The 21,226-nt window shown below is 64.4% G+C and carries 19 protein-coding genes; 13 read left to right on the forward strand and 6 right to left on the reverse strand.

Annotation, left to right across the window (positions count from 1 at the left end; translation table 11 throughout):
- Positions 1–555 precede the first annotated feature (555 nt).
- The 9 genes from EOC83_RS20315 (at position 556) to EOC83_RS20355 (ending at position 11,915) form a co-directional block, all read left to right on the forward strand.
- Complete coding sequence (locus tag EOC83_RS20315) at positions 556–1,587, forward strand: substrate-binding domain-containing protein (protein WP_063170341.1); 1,032 nt, start codon at positions 556–558, stop codon at positions 1,585–1,587.
- 93 nt (positions 1,588–1,680) lie between these two features.
- Positions 1,681–3,216, forward strand: a complete 1,536-nt coding sequence (locus tag EOC83_RS20320; protein WP_063169062.1) for a sugar ABC transporter ATP-binding protein — start codon at positions 1,681–1,683, stop codon at positions 3,214–3,216.
- Positions 3,217–3,292: 76 nt separating this feature from the next.
- A complete protein-coding gene (locus EOC83_RS20325) occupies positions 3,293–4,216 on the forward strand; it encodes an ABC transporter permease (RefSeq protein WP_224674565.1) in 924 nt (307 codons plus the stop codon).
- A 25-nt stretch (positions 4,217–4,241) separates the two neighbouring features.
- On the forward strand, positions 4,242–5,222 hold the full coding sequence (locus EOC83_RS20330) for a sugar-binding transcriptional regulator (RefSeq protein WP_024504451.1): 981 nt from the start codon (positions 4,242–4,244) through the stop codon (positions 5,220–5,222).
- Positions 5,219–6,214 carry an aldo/keto reductase gene (locus tag EOC83_RS20335; protein ID WP_063169061.1) on the forward strand — a complete coding sequence of 332 codons (996 nt, stop codon included), beginning with the start codon at positions 5,219–5,221 and terminating at the stop codon, positions 6,212–6,214. The genes EOC83_RS20330 and EOC83_RS20335 overlap by 4 nt, the downstream gene beginning before the upstream one ends.
- 20 nt (positions 6,215–6,234) lie before the next feature.
- Positions 6,235–7,932 carry a glycerol-3-phosphate dehydrogenase/oxidase gene (locus EOC83_RS20340; RefSeq protein WP_063169060.1) on the forward strand — a complete coding sequence of 566 codons (1,698 nt, stop codon included), beginning with the start codon at positions 6,235–6,237 and terminating at the stop codon, positions 7,930–7,932.
- 14 nt (positions 7,933–7,946) lie between these two features.
- A complete protein-coding gene (locus EOC83_RS20345) occupies positions 7,947–8,765 on the forward strand; it encodes an aldolase (protein WP_024504448.1) in 819 nt (272 codons plus the stop codon).
- 22 nt (positions 8,766–8,787) lie between these two features.
- Positions 8,788–10,302, forward strand: coding sequence for an FGGY-family carbohydrate kinase (locus EOC83_RS20350; RefSeq protein WP_063169059.1), 1,515 nt, complete (start codon positions 8,788–8,790; stop codon positions 10,300–10,302).
- Positions 10,299–11,915: a GMC family oxidoreductase gene (locus EOC83_RS20355; protein WP_063169058.1), complete on the forward strand. Its 1,617-nt coding sequence runs from the start codon at positions 10,299–10,301 to the stop codon at positions 11,913–11,915. The genes EOC83_RS20350 and EOC83_RS20355 overlap by 4 nt, the downstream gene beginning before the upstream one ends.
- A 12-nt stretch (positions 11,916–11,927) precedes the next feature.
- On the opposite strand, the gene EOC83_RS20360 is transcribed toward EOC83_RS20355, so the two are convergent.
- Positions 11,928–12,845: a LysR family transcriptional regulator gene (locus EOC83_RS20360; RefSeq protein WP_063170340.1), complete on the reverse strand. Its 918-nt coding sequence runs from the start codon at positions 12,843–12,845 to the stop codon at positions 11,928–11,930.
- A 134-nt stretch (positions 12,846–12,979) separates the two neighbouring features.
- On the opposite strand from EOC83_RS20360, the gene EOC83_RS20365 reads away from it, so the two are divergent.
- Both EOC83_RS20365 and EOC83_RS20370 read left to right on the forward strand, forming a co-directional pair.
- Positions 12,980–13,618, forward strand: a complete 639-nt coding sequence (locus tag EOC83_RS20365; protein ID WP_024504444.1) for a DsbA family protein — start codon at positions 12,980–12,982, stop codon at positions 13,616–13,618.
- Positions 13,619–13,655: 37 nt separating this feature from the next.
- The gene (locus EOC83_RS20370; protein WP_063169057.1) at positions 13,656–14,267 is read left to right on the forward strand and encodes an NAD(P)-dependent oxidoreductase; all 612 of its coding nucleotides are present in this window, start codon (positions 13,656–13,658) and stop codon (positions 14,265–14,267) included.
- Between the two features lie 25 nt (positions 14,268–14,292).
- Here EOC83_RS20370 and EOC83_RS20375 read toward each other — a convergent pair whose 3' ends face one another.
- The 5 genes from EOC83_RS20375 to EOC83_RS20395 form a co-directional block, all read right to left on the reverse strand.
- Positions 14,293–15,093 carry an ATP-binding cassette domain-containing protein gene (locus tag EOC83_RS20375; RefSeq protein ID WP_013529483.1) on the reverse strand — a complete coding sequence of 267 codons (801 nt, stop codon included), beginning with the start codon at positions 15,091–15,093 and terminating at the stop codon, positions 14,293–14,295.
- Positions 15,090–15,992, reverse strand: a complete 903-nt coding sequence (locus tag EOC83_RS20380; RefSeq protein WP_063169056.1) for an ABC transporter ATP-binding protein — start codon at positions 15,990–15,992, stop codon at positions 15,090–15,092. The genes EOC83_RS20375 and EOC83_RS20380 overlap by 4 nt, the downstream gene beginning before the upstream one ends.
- Complete coding sequence (locus EOC83_RS20385; RefSeq protein WP_063169055.1) at positions 15,989–16,819, reverse strand: ABC transporter permease; 831 nt, start codon at positions 16,817–16,819, stop codon at positions 15,989–15,991. The genes EOC83_RS20380 and EOC83_RS20385 overlap by 4 nt, the downstream gene beginning before the upstream one ends.
- On the reverse strand, positions 16,816–17,802 hold the full coding sequence (locus EOC83_RS20390) for an ABC transporter permease (RefSeq protein WP_063169054.1): 987 nt from the start codon (positions 17,800–17,802) through the stop codon (positions 16,816–16,818). Before EOC83_RS20390 ends, EOC83_RS20385 begins: the two co-directional genes overlap by 4 nt.
- Before the next feature lie 258 nt (positions 17,803–18,060).
- Entirely contained in the window at positions 18,061–19,671 is a 1,611-nt protein-coding gene (locus EOC83_RS20395) for an ABC transporter substrate-binding protein (protein ID WP_063169053.1), read from the reverse strand.
- 90 nt (positions 19,672–19,761) lie between these two features.
- On the opposite strand from EOC83_RS20395, the gene EOC83_RS20400 reads away from it, so the two are divergent.
- Both EOC83_RS20400 and EOC83_RS20405 read left to right on the forward strand, forming a co-directional pair.
- Entirely contained in the window at positions 19,762–19,983 is a 222-nt protein-coding gene (locus EOC83_RS20400) for a hypothetical protein (protein WP_127224205.1), read from the forward strand.
- A 62-nt stretch (positions 19,984–20,045) separates the two neighbouring features.
- The coding region (locus tag EOC83_RS20405; RefSeq protein WP_164762426.1) for a Xaa-Pro peptidase family protein at positions 20,046–21,226 on the forward strand (1,181 nt) is incomplete at its 3' end.

Below are 21,226 nucleotides of genomic sequence, written 5' to 3' on the forward strand. Positions count from 1 at the left end.
AATCCTCTCCCCAAAACCAACATCAAAAACAGCCCGCCAGCCACAAATGCCCGCGCGCCGTTTTGATATGCGGCTGGGGTGGCCATCGATCTGCCCAGGCTCAGGCCCCCGAAAGCGAAGCCGAAGCTGCAGCCGACTTTCTGGCCAAGCGGACATATGGAGAGCGTCACGCTGCGCCCGGAACAGATCTATCAAAGACAGGATCGGGGGCTTCAGGCGATAAAGACGCGGCCGGCGGGAGGGTACCATGCGAGCCCCCGTGCGGATATTCCACCACCCTCTCCGGTTTCGCGGCCAAAGGCCGGTAAGGCCTTGCCCAGCCCGTACGGCATCTTGGCGGCCGCGCCCAGCCTCGTCGACCGGAGCGTAGGAATCCCCTTGAAGTAGGCTATGAAATATATTTCACTATGTGAATTATATTGACAATGCGCGCCCGGGCTGTAATGTTCCGATCGTCGGCTTTCGGAGGAAGGTCGGCATCATCAAATCCATACGGCAGCGCTCACTGAGTGCCTGCAACGGTCATTGAGGATGGCTTCGGCCAAGGGAGGAAACTTGCGCAAATTTCTGAGCACGCTCGCAATCGCGGCGGCTGCATCGACCTGCTTCGGGTCGATGCAGGTACGCGCCGAAACCCCTAACCCGTTCAAATGCGAGCCGGGTGAAAAATACGTCATGAACGTGATGGTCTCGGGCGTCGAATACTGGTTCCCGGTCTATGAAATGTTCAAGCAGGCCGGCCGGCAGTTCGGCTGCGAGACCGCCTATACGGGTACGCCGGAATACGACGTCAACAAGCAGATCGCCACCTTCGACCAGGCACTGGCGCAGAAGCCGGCCGGCATACTGGTACACCCGATGAACTCCGATCCGTTCATCGAGCCGATCAACCGCGCCATCGAGCAGGGCACCGCGGTGGTGACCTTCGCCGCCGACTCGCCGAATTCCAAGCGCGTCTCCTACATCACCTCCGACAACAATGCCGAAGGCACCTATGCCGCCGACGCCGTTGCCAAGGCGATGGATGGCAATGGCGAATATGCGGTGCTGGAGAATCCCGGCCAGGACAACCACGACAAGCGCGTCAACGCCTTCGTTGCCCGCATGGAAGCCAAATGGCCCGACATGAAGCTCGTCGGCCGCGCCGCTTCGAACCAGGATCCGACCAAGGCCTATCAGGCGGTTTTGAGCCTGGCCCAGGCGCATCCGGACCTCGGCGCCGTGTTCATGCCGGAGGCCAACTCGGCCATCGGTGCTGCCCAGGCCGCCAAGGAAGGCGGCGGCAAGATCCGCGTCATGCTCGCCGACGTCAACGCCAAGATCCTCGACATGATCAAGGCCGGCGAGATCTTCGGCTCGGTCAATCCCAACCAGGGCATGCAGGGCTATATGGGCTTCATGCTGTTGTGGATGGCCAAGCATCCCGGCCTGATCGATCCGATGAACGACGCCAAGCGTTCGGGTTTCAACCCGATGAGCGTGCCCTTCGTCGACAATGGCTTCTCCATCGTCTCCAAGGACAATGCGGACGACTTCTACTGGGACAAGTACCTCAAGCGTCGCGGCACCAAGGGCATCGAGGAATAGTCTCGATCGCCGCCCCGGCCTCCACAAGGCCGGACCAACCGGGAAGGAGGCTTCGGCCTCCTTCCTCCCCCGCAAGCATCGCAGGAGCATGGCGTGACCCAGTCGCCCATTCTTGAAATCCGCGGTCTGTCCAAGGCGTTCGGCCCGGTCAAGGCACTGAACGACGTGCGGTTCGAGCTGCGGCGCGGCGAAATCCATGCGCTGTGCGGCGAGAACGGCGCCGGCAAGTCGACGCTGATGAACATGATCGCCGGTGTATTGCAGCCCGACGAGGGCGACATCCTGATCGATGGCGAGCGTGTTTCGATCCACTCGCCCGCGGCCGCCCAACGTCTCGGCATCGCGCTTGTCCACCAGGAGATCGCGCTGTGCCAGGACGCCACGGTTGCCGAAAACATCTACATGGCCGCGATCAACAGCCGGCGCGCACCGCTGATGAATTTCCAGAAGCTCTACGCTGACGCCCAGAAGGTCATGGACCTGCTCGCGCCCATTCCGGTGCACACCAGGGTCGCCGACCTCTCCATTTCCAACCAGCAGCTCGTCGAGATCGCCAAGGCGCTGACGCTCGACTGCAAGGTGCTGATGCTCGACGAGCCGACCGCCGCACTCACCGAAAGCGAAGCGCAACGCCTGTTCTCGATCGTGCGCGGGCTTAGGGAACGTGGCATTTCGGTGGTCTATATCAGCCACCGCATGGCCGAGATCTTCTCGCTCTGCGACCGCGTCACCGTCTTCCGCGACGGCCGCTACGTGGCGACCGATGCGATAGCCGCCGTTTCACCCGACGATGTCGTGCGCAAAATGGTGGGCCGCGAAATCACCCAGCTCTATCCCGACAAGCTGGCGCCGCAAGAGCCTGGGCGCCTTCTCCTGTCGGTCGAGGGGCTTTCCGATGGGCGCCGCTTCGCCGACGTCGATCTGCAGCTTCGCGCTGGCGAAATTCTGGGCATAGGCGGCCTGATCGGCGCCGGCCGCAGCGAGATCGCACAGACGGTCTGCGGCCTCAGGCCAATGACCTCTGGAACCGTCGCGCTCGACGGAAAGCAGCTGCGGCTGCGCAGTTATGGCGATGCGGTCAAGGCGGGGCTGGTCTATCTCTCTGAGGATCGCAAAGGCTCCGGCGTGTTCCTCGATCTGCCGATCGCGGCGAACATATCGGCGCTCGACCTCGGCCGGCTCACCGGGCGCCTCGGCCTGCTCGACCGCAAGGCCGAGGATCGTCAGGCGCGGGAGCTGACCGGCAGGCTCGGCGTGCGCATGGCCGGCATCGAGGCCACTGTGTCGACGCTGAGCGGTGGCAACCAGCAGAAGGTTGCCATCGCCAAGCAGCTGTCCGTCAGTCCCAAGGTCATCATCATGGACGAGCCGACGCGCGGGATCGATGTCGGCGCCAAGGTCGAGATTCACCGGCTGCTGCGCCAGCTAGCCGGCAGCGGTGTCGGCGTCATCATCATCTCGTCCGAACTGCCGGAGCTGATTGGCTTGTGCGACCGCGTTCTTGTGGTGCGCGAAGGCAGGATCGCCGGCGAACTCGCCGCCAGCGAGCTCGGTGAAGAAGCCATCATCATGCTCGCCTCGGGCGTCCAGGACAGTTCAATTCAAAGGCAGGCCCAGAATGTCGCCTAGGGAATCAGGAGAAGCGCTCGTGCACGCCGAGATCAAGTCCGCCGGGCGGCGCATCAACTTCGCTCACCTCGCCTCGATGCGCGAGGCCGGGCTGATCGTCATCATCCTGGCGCTGTGCATCGCCATGAGCTTCGCCTCGCCGCACTTCCTGACATGGGGCAATTTCCGCGCCATGCTGATGAGCTTCTCCATCGAAGGCATCGTCGTCGTCGGCATGACCGTCCTGCTCATCGTTGGCGGCATCGACCTTTCCGTCGGCTCCGTCGTGTGTTTCTCGATGGTGGTCTCGGGTGCGCTGTTCCTCGCCGGGCTCGATCCCTGGACGGCAAGCCTGATCGGCATCGGCGTCAGCGCGCTGATCGGCGCGGCCATGGGCTTCTTCGTGACCGTGATAGGGCTCAATCATTTCATCACGTCGCTGGCCGCCATGGTCATCGTGCGCGGCATGTGCCTGGTGGTCACCAAGGGCACGCCGCTGTCGCTGTTCACCTTGCCGCCGGCCTTCAAGGCCATCGGCCAGGGCAGTTTCAACAACATCCCCTATGTCATCCTGATCTTCATCGTCGTGGTGGCGATCTTCGACTTCCTGCTGCGTCGCGCCACGGCCTTCCGCAAGGTTTTCTACACCGGCTCCAACGAGAAGGCCGCGCAGTTCTCCGGCATCAGGACCAATCAGGTGAAGTTCTGGGTCACGGTGCTGTGCTCGACCCTCGCCGGAGTGGCCGGCGTCATCTACATGGCGCGCTTCGGCGCGGCGACGCCGACCTTCGGCGCCGGCATGGAGCTCAACATCATCGCCGCGGCCGTCATCGGCGGCGCCTCGCTGAATGGCGGCTCGGGCACCATCTTCGGGGCGATCCTCGGCATGGCTCTGCTGTCGGTGGTGACGAGCTCGCTTATCCTGCTCGATGTCTCGGTCTATTGGCAGGACATGATCAAGGGATGCATCCTGCTGGCAGCGGTGTCGATCGATCACTTCCTGCACCGCAAGAAGTCCTGAACCTCAAAGGCGGCGAAACAAGACCATGGCCCCTCCCAACACCCGCGACGACATCGCCGCTGTTCGTCAGATGCACCAGGCGCTTGTCCTGCATTATGTCGAAGGCAAGACCCAGGCCGAGATCGCCGGGGAACTCGGCATCTCGCACGCGACCGTCAACCGGCTGATCAAGCGCGGTCACCAGCTCGGTCTCGTCGAGATCAAGATCAAGTCGCCGATCGATCATCTGGTCGACCTGGAAGCGCGGCTGGTGGCGCTGGGCGGCATCGAGCGGGCGATGGTGGTGCCGTCGGTCTCCGAAAATCCGCACACCGCCCTGCAGCGGGTCGGCGAGGCGGCGGCTGGGCTGCTGCTCGACACCATCAAGGACGGCGACACCATTTCGATCACCGGCGGCAAGGGCGTCAGCGCGCTGGTCGCCGGTCTCAAGCCGGGGCGCCGCTACGACGTCGAAATCATTCCCGCCACCGGGCTGGTGCAGGGCAAGCACTACACCGATGTCAACCACGTCGCCTCGCTGATGGCCGACAAGCTCGGCGGCCGCGCCTACCAGATCCATGCGCCGTTGTTTGCGGACACCGCGCAGCAGCGCGAGATGCTGATGGGCATCAGCTCCGTCGCCGACGTGTTTCGCAAGGCGCGCGAGGCCGATGTCGCGGTGGTGGGTGTCGGCTCCATCCTGACCGACGATTCCAGCTACTACGATTTGCATCCGTCCTCGAATGCCGATCGCCAGGCGATCGAGAAGTCCGGGGCAACAGGCGAGCTGCTCGCCCATCTCATCGATCGCCGGGGCAAGCTTTGCAACTACTCGCTCAACCGTTCGCTGGTCTCGTTGACGCTTGACGAGTTCGCGACCATCCCGCGCTCGATCGGCATTGCAAGTGGCGCCAGCAAGGTCGCGCCGATCCTCGCCGCAATGCGCGGAAATCATCTCGACACCATCGTCACGGACGAGGCCACGGGGCTCCAGATCCTCGAGCTGGCCGAACAGGAGGCAGCATGAATTCTCGACAGATCCAGCGGCAGATCGGCAAGTCCGGCATATCGGCGTCGGCCGTGGGCCTGGGCACCTGGGCGATTGGCGGATGGATGTGGGGCGGCACCGACGAAAAGGAGTCGGTGCGGGCGATCGAAGCCTCGATCGATGCCGGCCTCAGCCTGATCGACACAGCGCCGGCCTACGGTCTTGGCCGCAGCGAGGCGATCGTCGGCACCGCCATCAAGGGCAAGCGCGACAAGGTGGTGATCGCGACCAAATGCGGGCTGAACTGGCATTCGGGCAAGGGCGGGCATTTCTTCGACCAGGACGACAAGCCAGTGCATCGCTATCTCGGCGCCGACGGCATCGCCTATGAGGTCGAGCAGAGCCTGCGGCGTCTCGGCACCGATCATATCGACCTCTACATCACCCATTGGCAGGACCCGACGACGCCGATCGCCGAGACGATGGCGGTATTGGAAAAGCTCAAGGCAGCCGGCAAGATCCGCGCCATCGGCGTCAGCAATATCAGCGCCGAGGATCTCGGCCATTATATCGATGCCGGCCAGCTCGATGCGATCCAGGAGCGCTATTCGATGATCGACCGCGACATCGAGAGCAGCCTGCTGCCGATCACTCGCCGCCATGACATCGCCACGCTCAGCTATTCGTCGCTGGCGCTGGGGCTGCTCACCGGCACGGTCGACCCCGGCCGCACATTCGGCGGCGACGACCAGCGCAAGGACAACCCGCGCTTTTCCACGGCCAACCGGCAGAAGGTGGCAAAGCTGAAAGAGGCCATCGCCCCTATCGCCGAGAGCCACCAGGCGTCGACCGCGCAGATCGTCATCGCCTGGACGCTCGCCCAGCCGGGCATCACCTTCGCCCTGTGCGGCGCGCGCAATCCCGAACAGGCGCTCGACAATGCACGGGCCGGGGAGATCACGCTTGCGGCAGGCGAGCTTGCGGCAATCGACGCCGCGGCAGCCGCGCATCTCACTGCGATGGATGCCTGAGAAAAAAGGCAACAGCCCCGATGAACCGTAGCCATACGTTAGCCGGTCTGCGCGACCGGCCTGATATCGCCGTGCTCGTCATCGGTGGCGGCATCAACGGCATCAGCGTCTTTCGCGAACTGGCGCTGCAAGGCGTCGATGTCGTGCTGGCGGAAAAGGGCGATTATTGCAGCGGCGCCAGTGCCGCCCTTTCACGCATGGTGCATGGCGGCCTGCGTTATCTCGAAAACGGCGAATTCAAACTGGTGCGCGAATCGCTGCTCGAACGTGACCGGCTGCTGAGGAATGCCCCGCACTATGTGGCCCCGTTGCCGACGACGGTGCCGATCTTCGACATTTTCTCCGGCCTTGCCAACGGTGCGGTGCGTTTCCTGGGTCTGACGCGGCGGCCGAGCCGGCGTGGTGCGCTGGTCATCAAGACCGGCCTTGCCATGTACGACCTGTTCACCGCCGCACGGCGTTTGATGCCGACGCACAGGTTCAGGGGCCGCGCCGAAACCTTGAAAAAATGGCCGGCGATCAATCCGGCGATCCGCAATTCGGCGACCTACTACGACGCCTGGGTGAGCCGGCCCGAACGCCTCGGCCTGGAGATGCTGCTGGACGCCACGGCGAGCGCGGCGAACGCCCGCGCCTTGAACTACGCTCAGGTATCGTCGACAGGTGATAGCCTCGCCATTACCGACACGCTGACGGGCGAACAACTGCCGGTACGGGCGCAATTGGTCATCAACGCTACTGGCGGCTGGATCGACCTGACCAACAAGGCCATCGGGGCGGCGGCGCAGACGATGATGGGCGGCACCAAGGGCTCGCATCTCATCGTCGACAATGCAGAACTGTTCGACGCGCTCGGCGGCCATATGGTCTATTACGAGAACGAGGACGGGCGCATCTGCATCCTGTTTCCCTATCTCGGCAAGGTGCTGATCGGCTCGACCGACATCCGGGTCGACGATCCGGACAAGGTGCGTTGCGAGGAGGACGAGCAGCGCTACATCCTGCAGTCGCTCGCCTTTGTATTCCCCTCGATCAAAGTAGCTGAAAACCAGATCGTGTTCCGCTTCGCCGGCGTGCGACCCTTGCCCGCCAGCGAGGACAGTTTTACCAGCCGCATACCGCGCGATCATTTTTGCGAGTTCGTAGAAGCGAGCGGGCACCTGCCGGCGACACTGTGCATGGTCGGAGGCAAGTGGACCACCTTCCGTTCGTTTGGAGCGCTGGCCGCCGACATGGCACTGAAGCGGCTCGGCCTCGCGCGCAGCCAGGGCACGCAGGACATGGCCATCGGTGGCGGCCGTGATTTTCCGGCCGACCCGGACGCCTGGTGCGCGTCATTCGCCGCCGAGCATGGCCTGACGGTCGAGCGCGCGCAAACGCTTCTGCAGCGCTATGGCACGTCGGCCAGGGATTTCGTTTCGCACCCGGCGGGCGAACAGATGCTGCCGCAGTCGGACTATTCGGCAAGCGAGATGGGGCGCATCATCGAGCGCGAGCAGGTCGAGTGCCTTGCCGACCTGTTCTTGCGCCGCACCACCATCGCCATTTCAGGCGGTCTCAGCTTCGACCTCGTCAACGCCGTTCTCGACATGCTGGCGGCGCACAAGGACTGGAGCGCCAGCGAGGCTGCCACCGAGCGCTCGACCTTCCTCGCCTTGCTGGCCGACCGGCACGGCATCGACCTCCAGACACATCAAAGGAGCGCCCTATGCGCGTAAACAAGAAAGTCCGTATGAACCGGCTGTTCGGCGGCGGCCGCTGCCTCGACGTCGCCATCGATCATGGCGTCTGCAACGAGCCGAGTTTCCTTGCCGGGCTGGAAGACATGGCCAGCGTGGTCAACCAGCTGGTCAAGGCCGGCCCCGACGCCATCCAGATGAACTACGGCCAGGCCGACCTGCTGCAGGCCGTGCCTGGCAAGGACAAGCCGGCGCTGGTGATGCGCATCGACATGGGCAATCCCTATAACAGGATACGCCACCGGGCGATGTGGGCGGTGCTGCAGAACGAAGCCGAGCCCTTGCTTGGCGCCATCGAGATGGATGCGGCTTGCGTCGTGGTCAATCTGTTCATGCTACCCGACGAGCCGGACCTGTTCCGGCAATGCGTGCAGAACATCGCCCGCGTGCGCGCCGATTGCGAGAAATACGGCCTGCCGCTGATGATCGAGCCGCTGGCCATGCTGCCGGTCACCGAGCATGGCGGCTACATGGTCGACGGCGACGCCGATAAGATCGTCACCTTGACCCGGCTTGCCCGCGAGATGGGTGCCGATATCGTCAAGGCCGACCCGACCACCGATCCCAACGACTTCCACCGCGTTGTCGAGGCGGCGCGCTGCCCGGTGCTGGTGCGCGGCGGCGGCAAGGAGGATCTGCGTGCCGTGTTCGACAAGTCGGCCGCCTTGATGGCACAGGGTGCGCTTGGCATGGTCTATGGCCGCAACATCTACCAGCATGCCAACCCGAGCGCTGTCGTGCGCGGGCTGATGGCAATCATTCACGACGATGCCGATGGCGGCGCAGCCTGGGATCTGTACAACCAGGCATAGGCTGCGGCCTCGGGAGGCGCCAATGGCAAGCTATATCCTCGGTCTCGATGCCGGCAACACCGTCATCAAGGCCATCCTCTTCGACCTGTCGGGCCGCGAACTGGCATTCGCCGCCCGTGACGGCCGCTCGTCCATGCCAAAGCCCGGACATGTCGAACGCGACCTCGACGAACTCTGGCGCAATGCGGTCTCGGTCATTGGTCAATGCATCGCTGAAGCCGGTATCGACGCCGGCGAGATCGTCGCCATCGGCTGCGCCGGCCATGGCAACGGGCTCTACGCGCTCGATCGTGCGGGCGCGCCATTGATCGGCATCCAGTCGCTCGACACACGCGCCGTCGACATCGTTGCCGAATGGGCAGAACAGAATGTCGGCGACCGCACCTACGCACATTGCCTGCAGCGGCCGTGGGCGGCGCAGACGCCGACCCTGCTTGCCTGGCTCAAGCGCTTTTCGCCGGCTTTGTTTGCCAGCATCGGAACTGTGTTCTTGTGCAAGGATTTCGTCGTCAACCGCCTGACAGGTGCGCGCAGCAGCGATACTTCAGATATGTCGGGCTGCGGCCTGCTGCAGATGCAGGACCGCCGCTACGAGCCGGACCTGCTTGCCGCCTATGGGCTCGGCGATTGCATGGACCTACTGCCGCCAGTGCTGGAATCGGCCGACATTGCCGGCCATGTCAGCGCGGAGGTGGCGGCCCTGACGGGACTGCGCGCCGGCACGCCGGTCGTTGCCGGGCTGTTCGATGTCGTCGCCAGCGCGGTCGGTTCGGGCGTGACCAGAACCGGTGCCGCCTCGGTCATCGCCGGAACCTGGAGCATCAACCAGGTCATCACCGACAAGCCGATCCGCGACCCTTCGATCTTCATGCTGTCGACTTTCGATCGCCAGCGCTATCTGGCGATCGAATCCAGTGCCACCTCGGCCGCCAATCTCGAATGGATCGTTCGCGAATTCCTCGAACATGGCGGCGAAGCCGGCAAGTCGCCATTCGAATTGTGCAGCGAACTGGTGGCGTCCGTCGATCCCAACAGCGACATCCCGATCTATCATCCCTTCCTTTATGGCTCGCAGCAGAATGGCCATGCGCGCGCCGGCTTCTACGGCATCGCCGGCTGGCACAGCCGAGCCCATCTGCTGCGTGCGCTGTTCGAGGGGGTCGCCTTCGAGCACAAGCGCCATGTCGAGACCTTGCACAAAGCGGGCGCCGATTTCGACCAGGTGGTGTTGTCCGGCGGCGGCTCGCGCAGCAGCGTCTGGCCGCAGATTTTCGCCGATGTGCTCGGCGTGCCCGTCACCGTGGCGCGCAGCCGCGAAACCGGCGCGCTGGGAGCGGCGATCGCGGCGGGCACCGGCGTCGGCATTTTCGCGGACTACAGTGCCGGTGCAACCGCCATGACAGCGGCCGCCCGACATTTTGTACCCAACGAGACGGTTGCTCACGCATACGCACGGCGGTATCGACTCTATGGCGAGATCAACCAGGCGATGACCCCGATGTGGGAGCGCATCGCCGGACAGCAGGCGCGCACGTGACCGAAGCTTCACCGTCTCCGTTCGGCAGTTACGACTACGTCATCGTCGGTGCCGGCTCCGCCGGCTGCGTGCTCGCCAACCGGCTCTCGGCCGATCCGCGCAACAAGGTGCTGCTGCTCGAGGCCGGCGGCAGCGACCGCTATCACTGGGTCGATATCCCGATCGGCTATCTCTTCTGCATGGGCAACCCGCGTACCGACTGGATGATGAAGACCGAGCCGGAAGCCGGTCTCAACGGACGCAGCCTCAACTATCCGCGCGGCAAGGTGCTCGGCGGCTGTTCATCGATCAACGGCATGATCTACATGCGCGGCCAGGCTGCCGACTATGATGGCTGGCGCCAGGCCGGCAATGCCGGCTGGGGCTGGGACGATGTCCTGCCTTACTTCCTCAAGTCGGAAGACTTCCATGGTGGCAAGAGCGCCATGCACGGCAGCGGCGGCGAGTGGCGGGTCGAACGGCAGCGGCTTTCATGGCCGATCCTCGACGCCTTCCGGGACGCGGCCGAGGAACTCGGCATTCCGCGCACCGAAGACTTCAACACCGGCACCAATGAAGGCTCGGGCTATTTCGAGGTCAACCAGAGGAAGGGCGTCCGCTGGAACACATCGAAGGCGTTTTTGCGCGGTATAGCGGGGCGCAAGAACCTGCGCGTAGTGCTCGGCGCGGAAACCGAACGGCTCGAATTCGACGGCCGGCGCGTCACCGGACTGGTTTTCCGCCAAGGCGGCCGCCTGCATCAGGTCCGCGCTGGACAGACGATCCTTGCGGCCGGCGCCATCAACTCGCCCAAGCTGCTCGAACTGTCGGGGGTGGGGCGCCCCGACCTGCTCTCGGGCATCGGCGTGGATGTCCGTCACGCGCTGCCGGGTGTCGGTGAAAATCTGCAGGACCATCTGCAGATACGCACCGTCTTCAAGGTCGCCAACACCGCCACACTCAACCAGCGCTACCACAATCTGGTCAGCCGTGCGTCGATGGGGCTGGAATACGCGCTCAAGCGCAGCGGGCCGCTGTCGATGGCGCCAAGCCAGCTCGGCATCTTCGCCAGGAGCGATCCGCGCCTCGCAACGCCCGATCTGGAATATCATGTGCAACCGCTGAGCACCGACCGTCTGGGCGAGCCGCTGCATCGCTTTCCCGCGGTCACCGTCTCGGTCTGCAATCTGCGTCCGGAAAGCCGGGGCAGCGTGCACATGGCTTCGTCCGACGCGCGGGAGACGGCGAAGATCCGGCCGAACTATCTTTCCACCGAGGGAGACCGCAGCGTGGCCGTCGCGTCGTTGCGCCATGTCCGCAGCTTGATGAAGGCTCGGGCGGTGGCGCGCTTTGCGCCGGAAGAGATGCTGCCCGGCACGCAGTATGACAGCGATGAAGAGCTCATCCGCAAGGCCGGCGATATCGGCACGACGATCTTCCACCCCGTCGGCACCTGCAAGATGGGTTCGGATACGATGGCGGTGGTCGACGACGGCCTGCGTGTTCACGGGCTTGCCGGGCTGCGCGTGGTCGATGCCTCGATCATGCCGACAATCGTCTCGGGCAACACCAACTCGCCGGTCGTCATGATCGCGGAGAAGGCAGCCGAGATGATCCTGCAAGAGGCCCGCTGACCGCCATCGGCTTCAAGCCGTGGCAACACCGCGCGATCGCCGCTTCTCGGCCGCCGCGAGCAGATCGACGAAGGTGCGCACCTTGGCGGGCCGGAACCGGGCCGGCGGAAAGACTGCGTGGATGCCGCCTGACGGCAGGCTCCAGTCGGCAAATACCGGCACCAGCCGCCCCTCGGCGATATCGTCGCTGACGCTGTAGTCCGGAAAGACGCCCAGCCCGATGCCGACGAGCACGCAAGCAAGGGCGGCGGGGCTCTTGTCGCACATGAGGACCGGATTGAGCTCGGTCAGCACCGTTTCGCCATCCCTGGAAAACAGCCATTGGCCGATGCCGCGCAACTGGGTGTTGCCGACCCAGGCCAGCGATCTTGCCTGGTGCGGCGTCAGGTCGGGCGGCAGGCTCGCCGCGAAGCCAGGGCTCGCCACCACGATTTGCCGGATCGTCCCCAGCCGCCGCGCCTGGTTCGAGGAATCGGTGAGCCAGCCGACGCGGATGCCGAGATCGATCTGCTCGTCCACCAGATTGCTGACGGCGTCGTCGAAGATCGCCTCGACGCGCATCTGCGGATAGGTTCTGAGATAGGCCGCCATGACCGGAGCCACCATCTTGGTGCCGTAGTCGAGCGGCGCCGTCAGCCTCAGCGTTCCGCTCGGTTCGACGGCCCCGCGCGAGATTTCGCCATAGGCGGCCTCCGCTTCCCGCAGGATGATCATCGCGCGGTCATAGAAGAGGCGCCCCTCTTCGGTCGGCGTGACACGCCGGGTCGTGCGCTGCAGCAGCGTTGCGCCCAGTTCCTCTTCGAGCTTGCCGATCTGATGGCTGACCACGGCCTTGGCGACGCCAAGCCGGTTGGCTGCGGCCGTGAACGAGCCGGTTTCCATCACCGTGGTGAAGTAGGCGAGCCGATTGAGGTTCAGAAGTTCGGCCAAGCTGGCTGCCATTTGTATGATCAGATCATACAGTTTGTATTATTGGGTGCCATTTATCGCAAGACCCCCACCTGCCACATATCAGCCAACGGCATTCGATCAAGCCGGCAGCCGGATCATGGGTAGCAGCGATTATGAACAATTCAGAAGTGACCTATCTTTTCGATCCGCTCTGCGGCTGGTGCTATGGTGCCACCCGGATGCTCGGCCGGTTGTCGGCCGCCGGCGTGCGCGTCGAGCTGCTGCCGACCGGCCTGTTTTCCGGCGCCGGCGCGCGTCCGATGGATGAAGGTTTTGCGGCGCACGCCTGGGCGAACGACCAGCGCATCGAGCGCCTGACCGGACAATCGTTCACGCCGGCCTACCGGCACAATGTCCTCAATGTCCGTGGCACCCTGCTCGACTCACATGCCGCCACACTCGGCATCACTGCCGCTGGCCTGGAGGACCCTAGCCGCCGGTTTGCGGCGCTGAAGACGATCCAGCATGCGCGCTATGTAGAAGGACGCGATGTCGTGACGATCGGCGGTGTGGCCGAGGTGCTCGCCGCCGACGGCATGGCGGACGCCGCCGAAATGCTCAAGGCGCCGACCGAAACATTGCTGGCGGCTCACCGCGATCAGGTTGGCCGTGGCCGTGCGCTGTTCCAGCGCCTGCATGCCGATGGCGTGCCTTCGCTCGCGGTCATCCGCAACGATGCGCCCCGGCTCATCGGTTCGAACGCGCTGTTCGGCAGCTTCGACAATCTCGTCGCCCACATCGCGGCGGCGTGACCCCATCCTCCAGACCCCCAAGCATAAGGAAACAGACATGGCAAAAGTCGCTCTCATTGGTGCATCGGGCGCTGTCGGTTCGCGCCTTCTCAGGGAACTCTCCGATGGCGGCCATACCGTCACGGGCATCGCGCGCAACCCGGAAAAGATTGTCGCGCTTCCGGGCGTGACGGCCAGGAAGGGCGATGTCTTCGACACAGAAGGTCTCGCGGACCTGATCCGCGGCCATGACGCTGTGATCAGCTCTGTGCATTTCCTGGATAGCGATACCGATGCACTGATCGAGGCGGTGCGCGCCTCCGGCGTGAAGCGCTATCTCGTCGTCGGCGGCGCCGGCAGTCTCGAAGTCGCGCCCGGCAAGCGGCTGGTCGATAGCCCCGACTTCCCGGCGATCTACAAGGCAGAAGCGCAGAAGGGCGCCGACTTCCTGGACAGATTGAAGACGGTCGACGACCTCGATTGGACGTTCCTGTCGCCATCCGCCATGTTCGTGCCTGGCGAGCGCACCGGCAAATTCCGCCTCGGCAAGGACACGCTTCTCGCCTCCGACGAGGGCAGCAGCATTTCCTTCGAGGACTACGCGATCGTCATGGTCGACGAGATCGAGAAGCCGGCCCATATCAGGCAGCGCTTCACCGTCGGCTATTGAGCGAACGGATGGTGGCGGCCGGGTCTCAATCGAGGCCGGCCGACGCCAGCCGCATCAGGGTCCGGTTCAATCTCGGTGCTGCCGCCACCAGCGCCTTTCCAATGGCCGATTGCGGTGCGTCGATGACGGTTCGGGCATCGCCGTTCTCGGCAACCCGGCCGGCGTCGAGAAGGATAACGCGGTGGGCGATCGACCGGATGACGCCGAGATCATGTGAAATGAAGAGATAGGCGATCTTTTCCTGGCGCTGCAGGTCGAGCAAAAGCTCGAGGATCTCCCCGCGCACGGAAACGTCGAGCGCCGACACCGCTTCATCGAGCACGATCAGCGACGGCTTCGTGGCGATGGCGCGGGCAATGGCGACGCGCTGCCGCTGGCCGCCTGAGATTTCATGGATGGCACGCGGGGCGAGGTCCGCCGTCAGCCCGACGCGCTCCAGCAAGGCGGCGATGCGGCGCGGGCGCTCGCTGCGGGAAGCGATGCCATGGATGCGCAAGGGATCGTCGAGCACACGCGCCACTGTGGCGCGCGGGTTGAAGGCGGCAAGCGGGTCCTGGAACACCATTTGCAGGCGCGCGCGGCGGGCACGCAGTGCTGCGCTGCGCAGGGCCAGGAAATCGTCGCCTTCGAACTCGATGCGTCCGTCGTCCGGCTCGATCAATCGCAGCACCACCCGCGCGATCGTCGATTTGCCGCTGCCGGAGGGTCCGGCCAACGCCAGCGTTTCGCCCGGCTCGATGTGAAAGGAGACATCGTCGACTGCAGCGATGGTGTTGTCGCCGCGACGGTAGCGCTTGGTGAGGTTGGACACCGCCAGCAGGCTCATGCGTGGAGCCCGGCTCGGTTCAGCAGCGGCTTGGTGTCGAGGCCGATATCGGCATCGAGCAATGCGCGCGTATAGGGTTGGGCCGGGGCGCCGACAATCTGCGCCGTCATGCCAAGCTCGACCAACTGCCCATGGCGGAAAACGGCGATGCGCCCGGCAAGCTCGGCCGCCAGCGCGATGTCATGGCTGATGAACAGCAGCGTCATGCCGTCCTCGGTCACCAGGCGTCGGATCAAGGCGACGATCTCGGCCTGCACGATGGTATCGAGCGCGCTGGTCGCTTCGTCGGCGATCAGCAATTTCGGACCGGCCGCAATGGCGGCGGCGATCGCCACACGCTGCTTCTGGCCGCCGGAAAGCTGGTGCGGGAAGGCGCGCAGGGCCGAGTCAGGATCGGGCAGGCGGACGCGTTCGAGCAGGGTTTTGGCCCTGGCATAGGACTGGGACCAGGTGAGGCCGAGATGGGTGCGGGCGACTTCGGCGATTTGTTTGCCGATTGGCATTACGGGGTCGAGGCTGGCGGATGGGTCCTGGAAGACGAAACCGATATCGCGGCCGCCGCGGGGAGGGTGACTTGATCTGGTGAAGAGCTTTTGCGGTCTGTGCTCTACGAGGCCCCCCTCTGTCCTGCCGGACATGTCCGGCAGGACAGAGGGAGGTGCCTTGGCGCCCAACGCCGACGGTAGGAACCAATCGATCTTTCCTTCAGTCTTGGTGCTTGCCGGCAACAGCCCGGCAATCGCCAGCGCCAGCGTGCTCTTGCCCGAGCCACTTTCGCCGATGATGGCCAAGCGCTCGCCAGCCTCTATATCGAGGCTGACATCCTTCAGCGCCGCCACCTCGCTGCCGTCGCGGCGGTAGGTCACCGTCAGGTCGCGGATCGAAGCCAGCGCGGTCACGACAGGCCTCTCCTGACCGCCGTCGTCTCGACAATGCCTTCACCGGCGAGATAGACGCCGAGCACGGTCAGCACCAGCGCTATGCCCGGGACGATCGACAGGAAGGGCGCGGTGCGCAGGACAGCGCGGCCTTCGGCAATCATGCCGCCCCAGGTGACCCGGTTGGGATCGCCCAGGCCGAGGAACGACAAGGCCGCCTCGGTGAGGATCGCCGCGGCGACGATCACCGACGACATCGCCAGCACCGGCGGCAAGGCATTGGGCAGCACCTCGCGAAAGGCGATCGCCAGCGGGTGCATGCCGATGACCCTGGCGCCGGCGACATAATCGCGTTCGCGAATGGAGAGGACTTCCGCGCGGGCGACACGGGCTGGTCCGGTCCAGGTGCCGAGCGCGATGGCGATCACGACGATGCCGAGCGACGGTCCGACGACGCTGACGAAGGCCAGTGCCAGCAGGAAACTCGGCACGGTCTGGAAGGCGTCGGTGATGCGCATCAGCACCTCGTCGACGAGGCCGCCGGCAAAGCCGGCCAATGTGCCGACCACTGCCCCGACGACAAGTGCGGCGGCCGCGGCGGCGATCCCGACAGCCAGCGATGTGCGGGCGCCATGAAAAAGCTCGGCCAGCACGTCGCGGCCAAGCCGATCGGTGCCAAGCGGGAGCGACCAGTCCTGGAACGGCGGCAGCAGCGCCGGCCCGGCAATCGCTTGCGGATCGCCGGGGAACAGCAGCGACGCCGACAGTGCCATGGCGATCAGCGCCGCCAGGAGGATGGCGCCGGCGACCGCCTCGGGCGTGCGCAGAAAGCGGCGGAGGGCACTCATGCGCCGGCCTCGCAGGCGCCGACGCGCGGGTCGAGGAAGGCATAGGCGATGTCGACGGCAAGGTTGATGACAATGACCAGGACGGCGCTGGTGAGAATAATGCCGAGCAGAAGCGGCGTATCGCGGGAGGCGACTGCCTCCTGCGCCAGCCGGCCGAGGCCGGGCACGGAAAAGACGCTCTCGATGACGACACTGCCGCCGAGCATCTGCGCCGACTGCAGGCCGAGCATGGTGACCAGCGGCAGCAGTGCATTGCGGGCGACGTGGGCGAGCACGATGCGGCGGCGTGATAATCCCTTGGCGCGCGCGGCCAAGACGAAATCCTGCCGCCAGACCTCGGCCATGCCGGCGCGCATCATGCGCAGATAGAGCGCCAGGTAGATGAAGCCGAGGGCCGAAACAGGCAGGATAAGATGGACGGCGATGTCGGCTGCGCGGTCAAGGCCGGTCTTGTCGGAAGCCAGGGTCTCGATGCCGCCGATCGGCAGCCAGCGCAGGTCGACGGCAAAGACGACGATCAGCACCAGTCCGAGCCAGAAACCCGGCACGGCATAGAGCGCCAGCGAGCCGATCGACAGGAAGCGGTCGCGGAAACTGCCCGGCCGGGCGCCGGCATAGATGCCGAGTGCCGAGCCGAGCCCGAAGGAGAGCGCGGTGGCGCTGACCATCAACAGCAGCGTGTTGGGCAGGCGTTCGAGGATCACATCGCGGATCGGTCGGGAGAAGGTCACCGACTGGCCGAGGTCGAGATGCAACAGCGCCCAGAGGTAGTTAGCCAGCCGCGTCAGCTCCGACTGGTCGAGGCCCCAGCGATGACGCAGCAATTCGATCATGCCGGCGTCGCCGCCGGTCGAGACGATGTAGGCGTCGACGGCGTCGCCGGGGGCGGCCTCGAGCAAAAGGAACGTGCCGATGACGACGATCAGCAGCACGAAGATGCTGCCGACGAGGCGGCGGCGGAGAAGGGTGAGGGCGCGGTTCATGGGGGCGTCGATGGGTTGGCGATACGTTGATTAGGACCGCGCCTAGGCACCCTCCTCTGTTCTGCCGGACATCTCCCCCTCAAGGGGGGAGATCGGCTGTCTCTTTTGGCTTCGCCAATCTCCAACGTTGAAGAATTCGCGGGACAGACAAGCGGCCAATCTCCCCCCTTGAGGGGGAGATGTCCGGTAGGACAGAGGGGGGCCTCGTAGAACTCAAAGCCTACGATGATTTCGCGAATTTTCATCCGCGCAATTCTGTCACGATTCCAAATACGTGTCCGCCCAGTTCGACACCGCCCAGCGCGGGTTGTTGGCGATGTTGCCGACGGTGTCTCGCGCGACGCTGATGAAACTCCATTCGGCGACGTTGATCAGCGGCAGGTCGGCAGCCACCGCCTTCTGGAATTCCTTGTAGAGGTCGGTGCGGGCTGATGCGTCGAGCGTCTCCGATGCCTTGGCGATGAGCGCATCGAGCGCATCGTTCTTGTAGCCGCCCTGGTTGGAGAACGGCACGCCGTCCGGAATGCCGCTCTGCACCAGGATGGTGGTCGAGATCGCCGGATCGCCGCGGAACACCGGCGGACCGACCGCGAGATCGAAGGCGTGGTCGGTGTAGACCGCCTTGATGTGCGCGGCCGAGTCGTTGTTGACCAGCTCAGCGTCGATGCCGATGGCGGCGAGCGCCTGGCGCAGATAGTCGCCGAACTGTTTTGTCTCGTTGAAATAGGGCGCAGGCAGCAGTTTCAGCGTGAAGCGCTTGCCGTCCGGGCCTTTCTTGTAGCCGGCTTCGTCGAGCAGCGCGTTGGCCTTGGCGACGTCGAAGGCATAGGTCGGCACATCGGCGGTGTAGAATTGTGGATCGTTCTTCGGCACCGGGCCGGTGGCTGTCGCGGCATAGCCGAGGAACACCGTCTTGACGACGAAATCCTTGTCGATGGCATGTGCGATCGCCTGCCGCACTTTGACGTCGGCCAGTTCCTTGCGGCGATGATTGATCTCGACGACGAGTTGATAGGTCAGCCCTTCGTAACCCTTGGTGATCACTTTCAGCCCCGGCACTTTCGAGATGCGGTCGAGGTCGGCCAGCGGCACGGCGGAAAAGGCCGCCAGCTGGATCTCTCCGGCCTCCAGCGCGCTGGCCGCGGACGTGCGATCCGGCAGCACCTGATAGATGATCTCATCGAGATAGGGCTCGTCCTTGCCCCAGTAGTCGGTGTTTTTGGTCAGCCGGTAATACTGGCCGGCCTTGTACTCGCCGAATTTGAACGGTCCGGTGCCGATGGGCGCGTTGTTGGCCGGGTTGTCCTCGATCTTGCCGACCTCGTAGATGTGCTTCGGCACCACGCTGCTCAGCGCCGGCAGCGCGTTGCGGATCAGCTGGAACGGCGTCGGCTTGGCGAATTTGAACACACCGGTGAGATCGTCGGGGGTCTCGACGCTGGCCAGGTCCTTGAACACGGTGCGGCCGAGGTTCTGCAGCGGCTTCCAGATCTGCAGCGCCGAGAAGGCCACGTCGGCGGAGGTGAACGGCTTGCCGTCATGCCATTTGACGCCGTCGCGCAGTTTGAACGTCACCGAGAGCCCGTCGGCGGCACCCTCCCAGCTCAGCGCCAGCCTTGGCGCGAGTCCGTCCTTGCCGTCGTAGGAGGCTTCGGCCAGCGTTTCGACGATCTTGCTGGAGATGAAGAAGACGCCGTTGGAAGCGACGATCGCCGGGTTGAGGTTGCGCGGTTCGGAATCGGCGGCAAGCACAAGCCGCCCGCCCTTCTTCGGCGTCTGCGCCCAGCCCGGTGTCGGCATGGCGGTGGAGGCCAGCAGCATTGCCGAGCCGGAAAGCATCGTGCGCCTGGAAATCGTGAAACCTGACATGATCGAACTCCGTCCTCTCCGCGACCCGGTTGGGCGCGCCAATACCCCTCGAACGCCGGCAAGCCCGCCAGCATCCTTGCGGCGGCGATTATGAGCCTTGCCGAGGGTTTCGCCAGAGACGGAATTGGCGCATCCTCGCTTGGCTTTGAAATTTTCGTCCGCTGGACCAGTTTGGAATATGCGCTTCTATCACGTCAATCTGGTAGGACCAAATTGATGGGATATGCGACGGACAAAGGTATGATGACATGGAACGGTGCTGTTTGCCCTATTTCTGGCTGGACCAGAACGGGCAAAATGGTGCAGATTTGAGTCATGGCCAGGGGATCGCGAGCGGAACGGCCGGCGGTCCCAGGCAATTCAGGGAGAGAGAGATGAACATTGCTCCGGGCAAGAATGCCGTCGGCAATATCCCGTTCGACCAGGCAAGGGTCGACCGGCTGATGGAGGAGGCCGGCATCGATGTGCTGCTCGCCACCTCCAAGCACAACACGCAATACCTGCTGGGCGGTTACAAGTTCATCTTCTTCGCCGCCATGGATGCGATCGGCCACAGCCGGTACCTGCCGATCGTCGTGTACGAAAAGGGCGGGCCGGACCATGCCGCCTATATCGGCAACCGCATGGAGGGCGGCGAGCACCAGAACAATCCGTTCTGGACGCCGACGCTGCACGCCGCCTGCTGGGGCACGCTCGACGCCGCCAACCTTGCGGTCGAGCACCTGCAGAAGATCGGCAAGGCCGGCGCGCGCATCGGCATCGAGCCTGGCTTCCTGCCATCGGACGCCTATACGCTGATCCGCAAGGCGTTGCCGGATGCCAGGCTGATCGATGCGACCGACATGCTGGAGCGCATGCGCGCCATCAAGACCGATGCGGAGCTGGAGAAGCTGCGCACGGCCTCCGAACTGATCACCGATTCCATGCTGGCGACCATTGCCTGGGCGCGTGAAGGCACGACTAAAAGCGAGATCATCGAGCAGCTGCGGCGCGAGGAAACCAATCGCGGCATCCATTTCGAATATTGCCTGCTGACGCTGGGTGCCAGCCACAACCGCGCCGCTTCACCGCAGGCGTGGAAAAAAGGCGAGGTGCTGTCAATCGATTCCGGCGGCAATTATCACGGCTATATAGGCGACCTCTGCCGGATGGGCATTCTCGGCGAACCGGATGCCGAGCTGGAAGATCTGCTGGCCGAGGTCGAGACGGTGCAGCAGGCGGCCTTTTCAAAAGTCAAAGCGGGCACGCTGGGCGGCGACATGATTTCGCATGCCGAGGGCGTGCTGAAGGCTTCGAAGGTCGCGCCCTACACGGATTTCTTCGCCCATGGCATGGGGCTGATCACGCACGAGGCGCCGTTCCTGATGACCAACCACCCGGTGACCTATGAAGGCACCTATGCGGCCAAACCGCTGGAGAAGAACATGGTGCTGTCGGTGGAGACGACCATGCTTCACCCGACACGGGGCTTCATCAAGCTGGAAGACACGCTGGCGGTGACGGAGAGCGGATACGTGATGTTCGGTGATCGGGGCCGGGGGTGGAACAGGGGTGG

It is taken from the genome of Mesorhizobium sp. Primo-A (assembly GCF_003997175.1).
Taxonomy (GTDB): domain Bacteria; phylum Pseudomonadota; class Alphaproteobacteria; order Rhizobiales; family Rhizobiaceae; genus Mesorhizobium; species Mesorhizobium ciceri.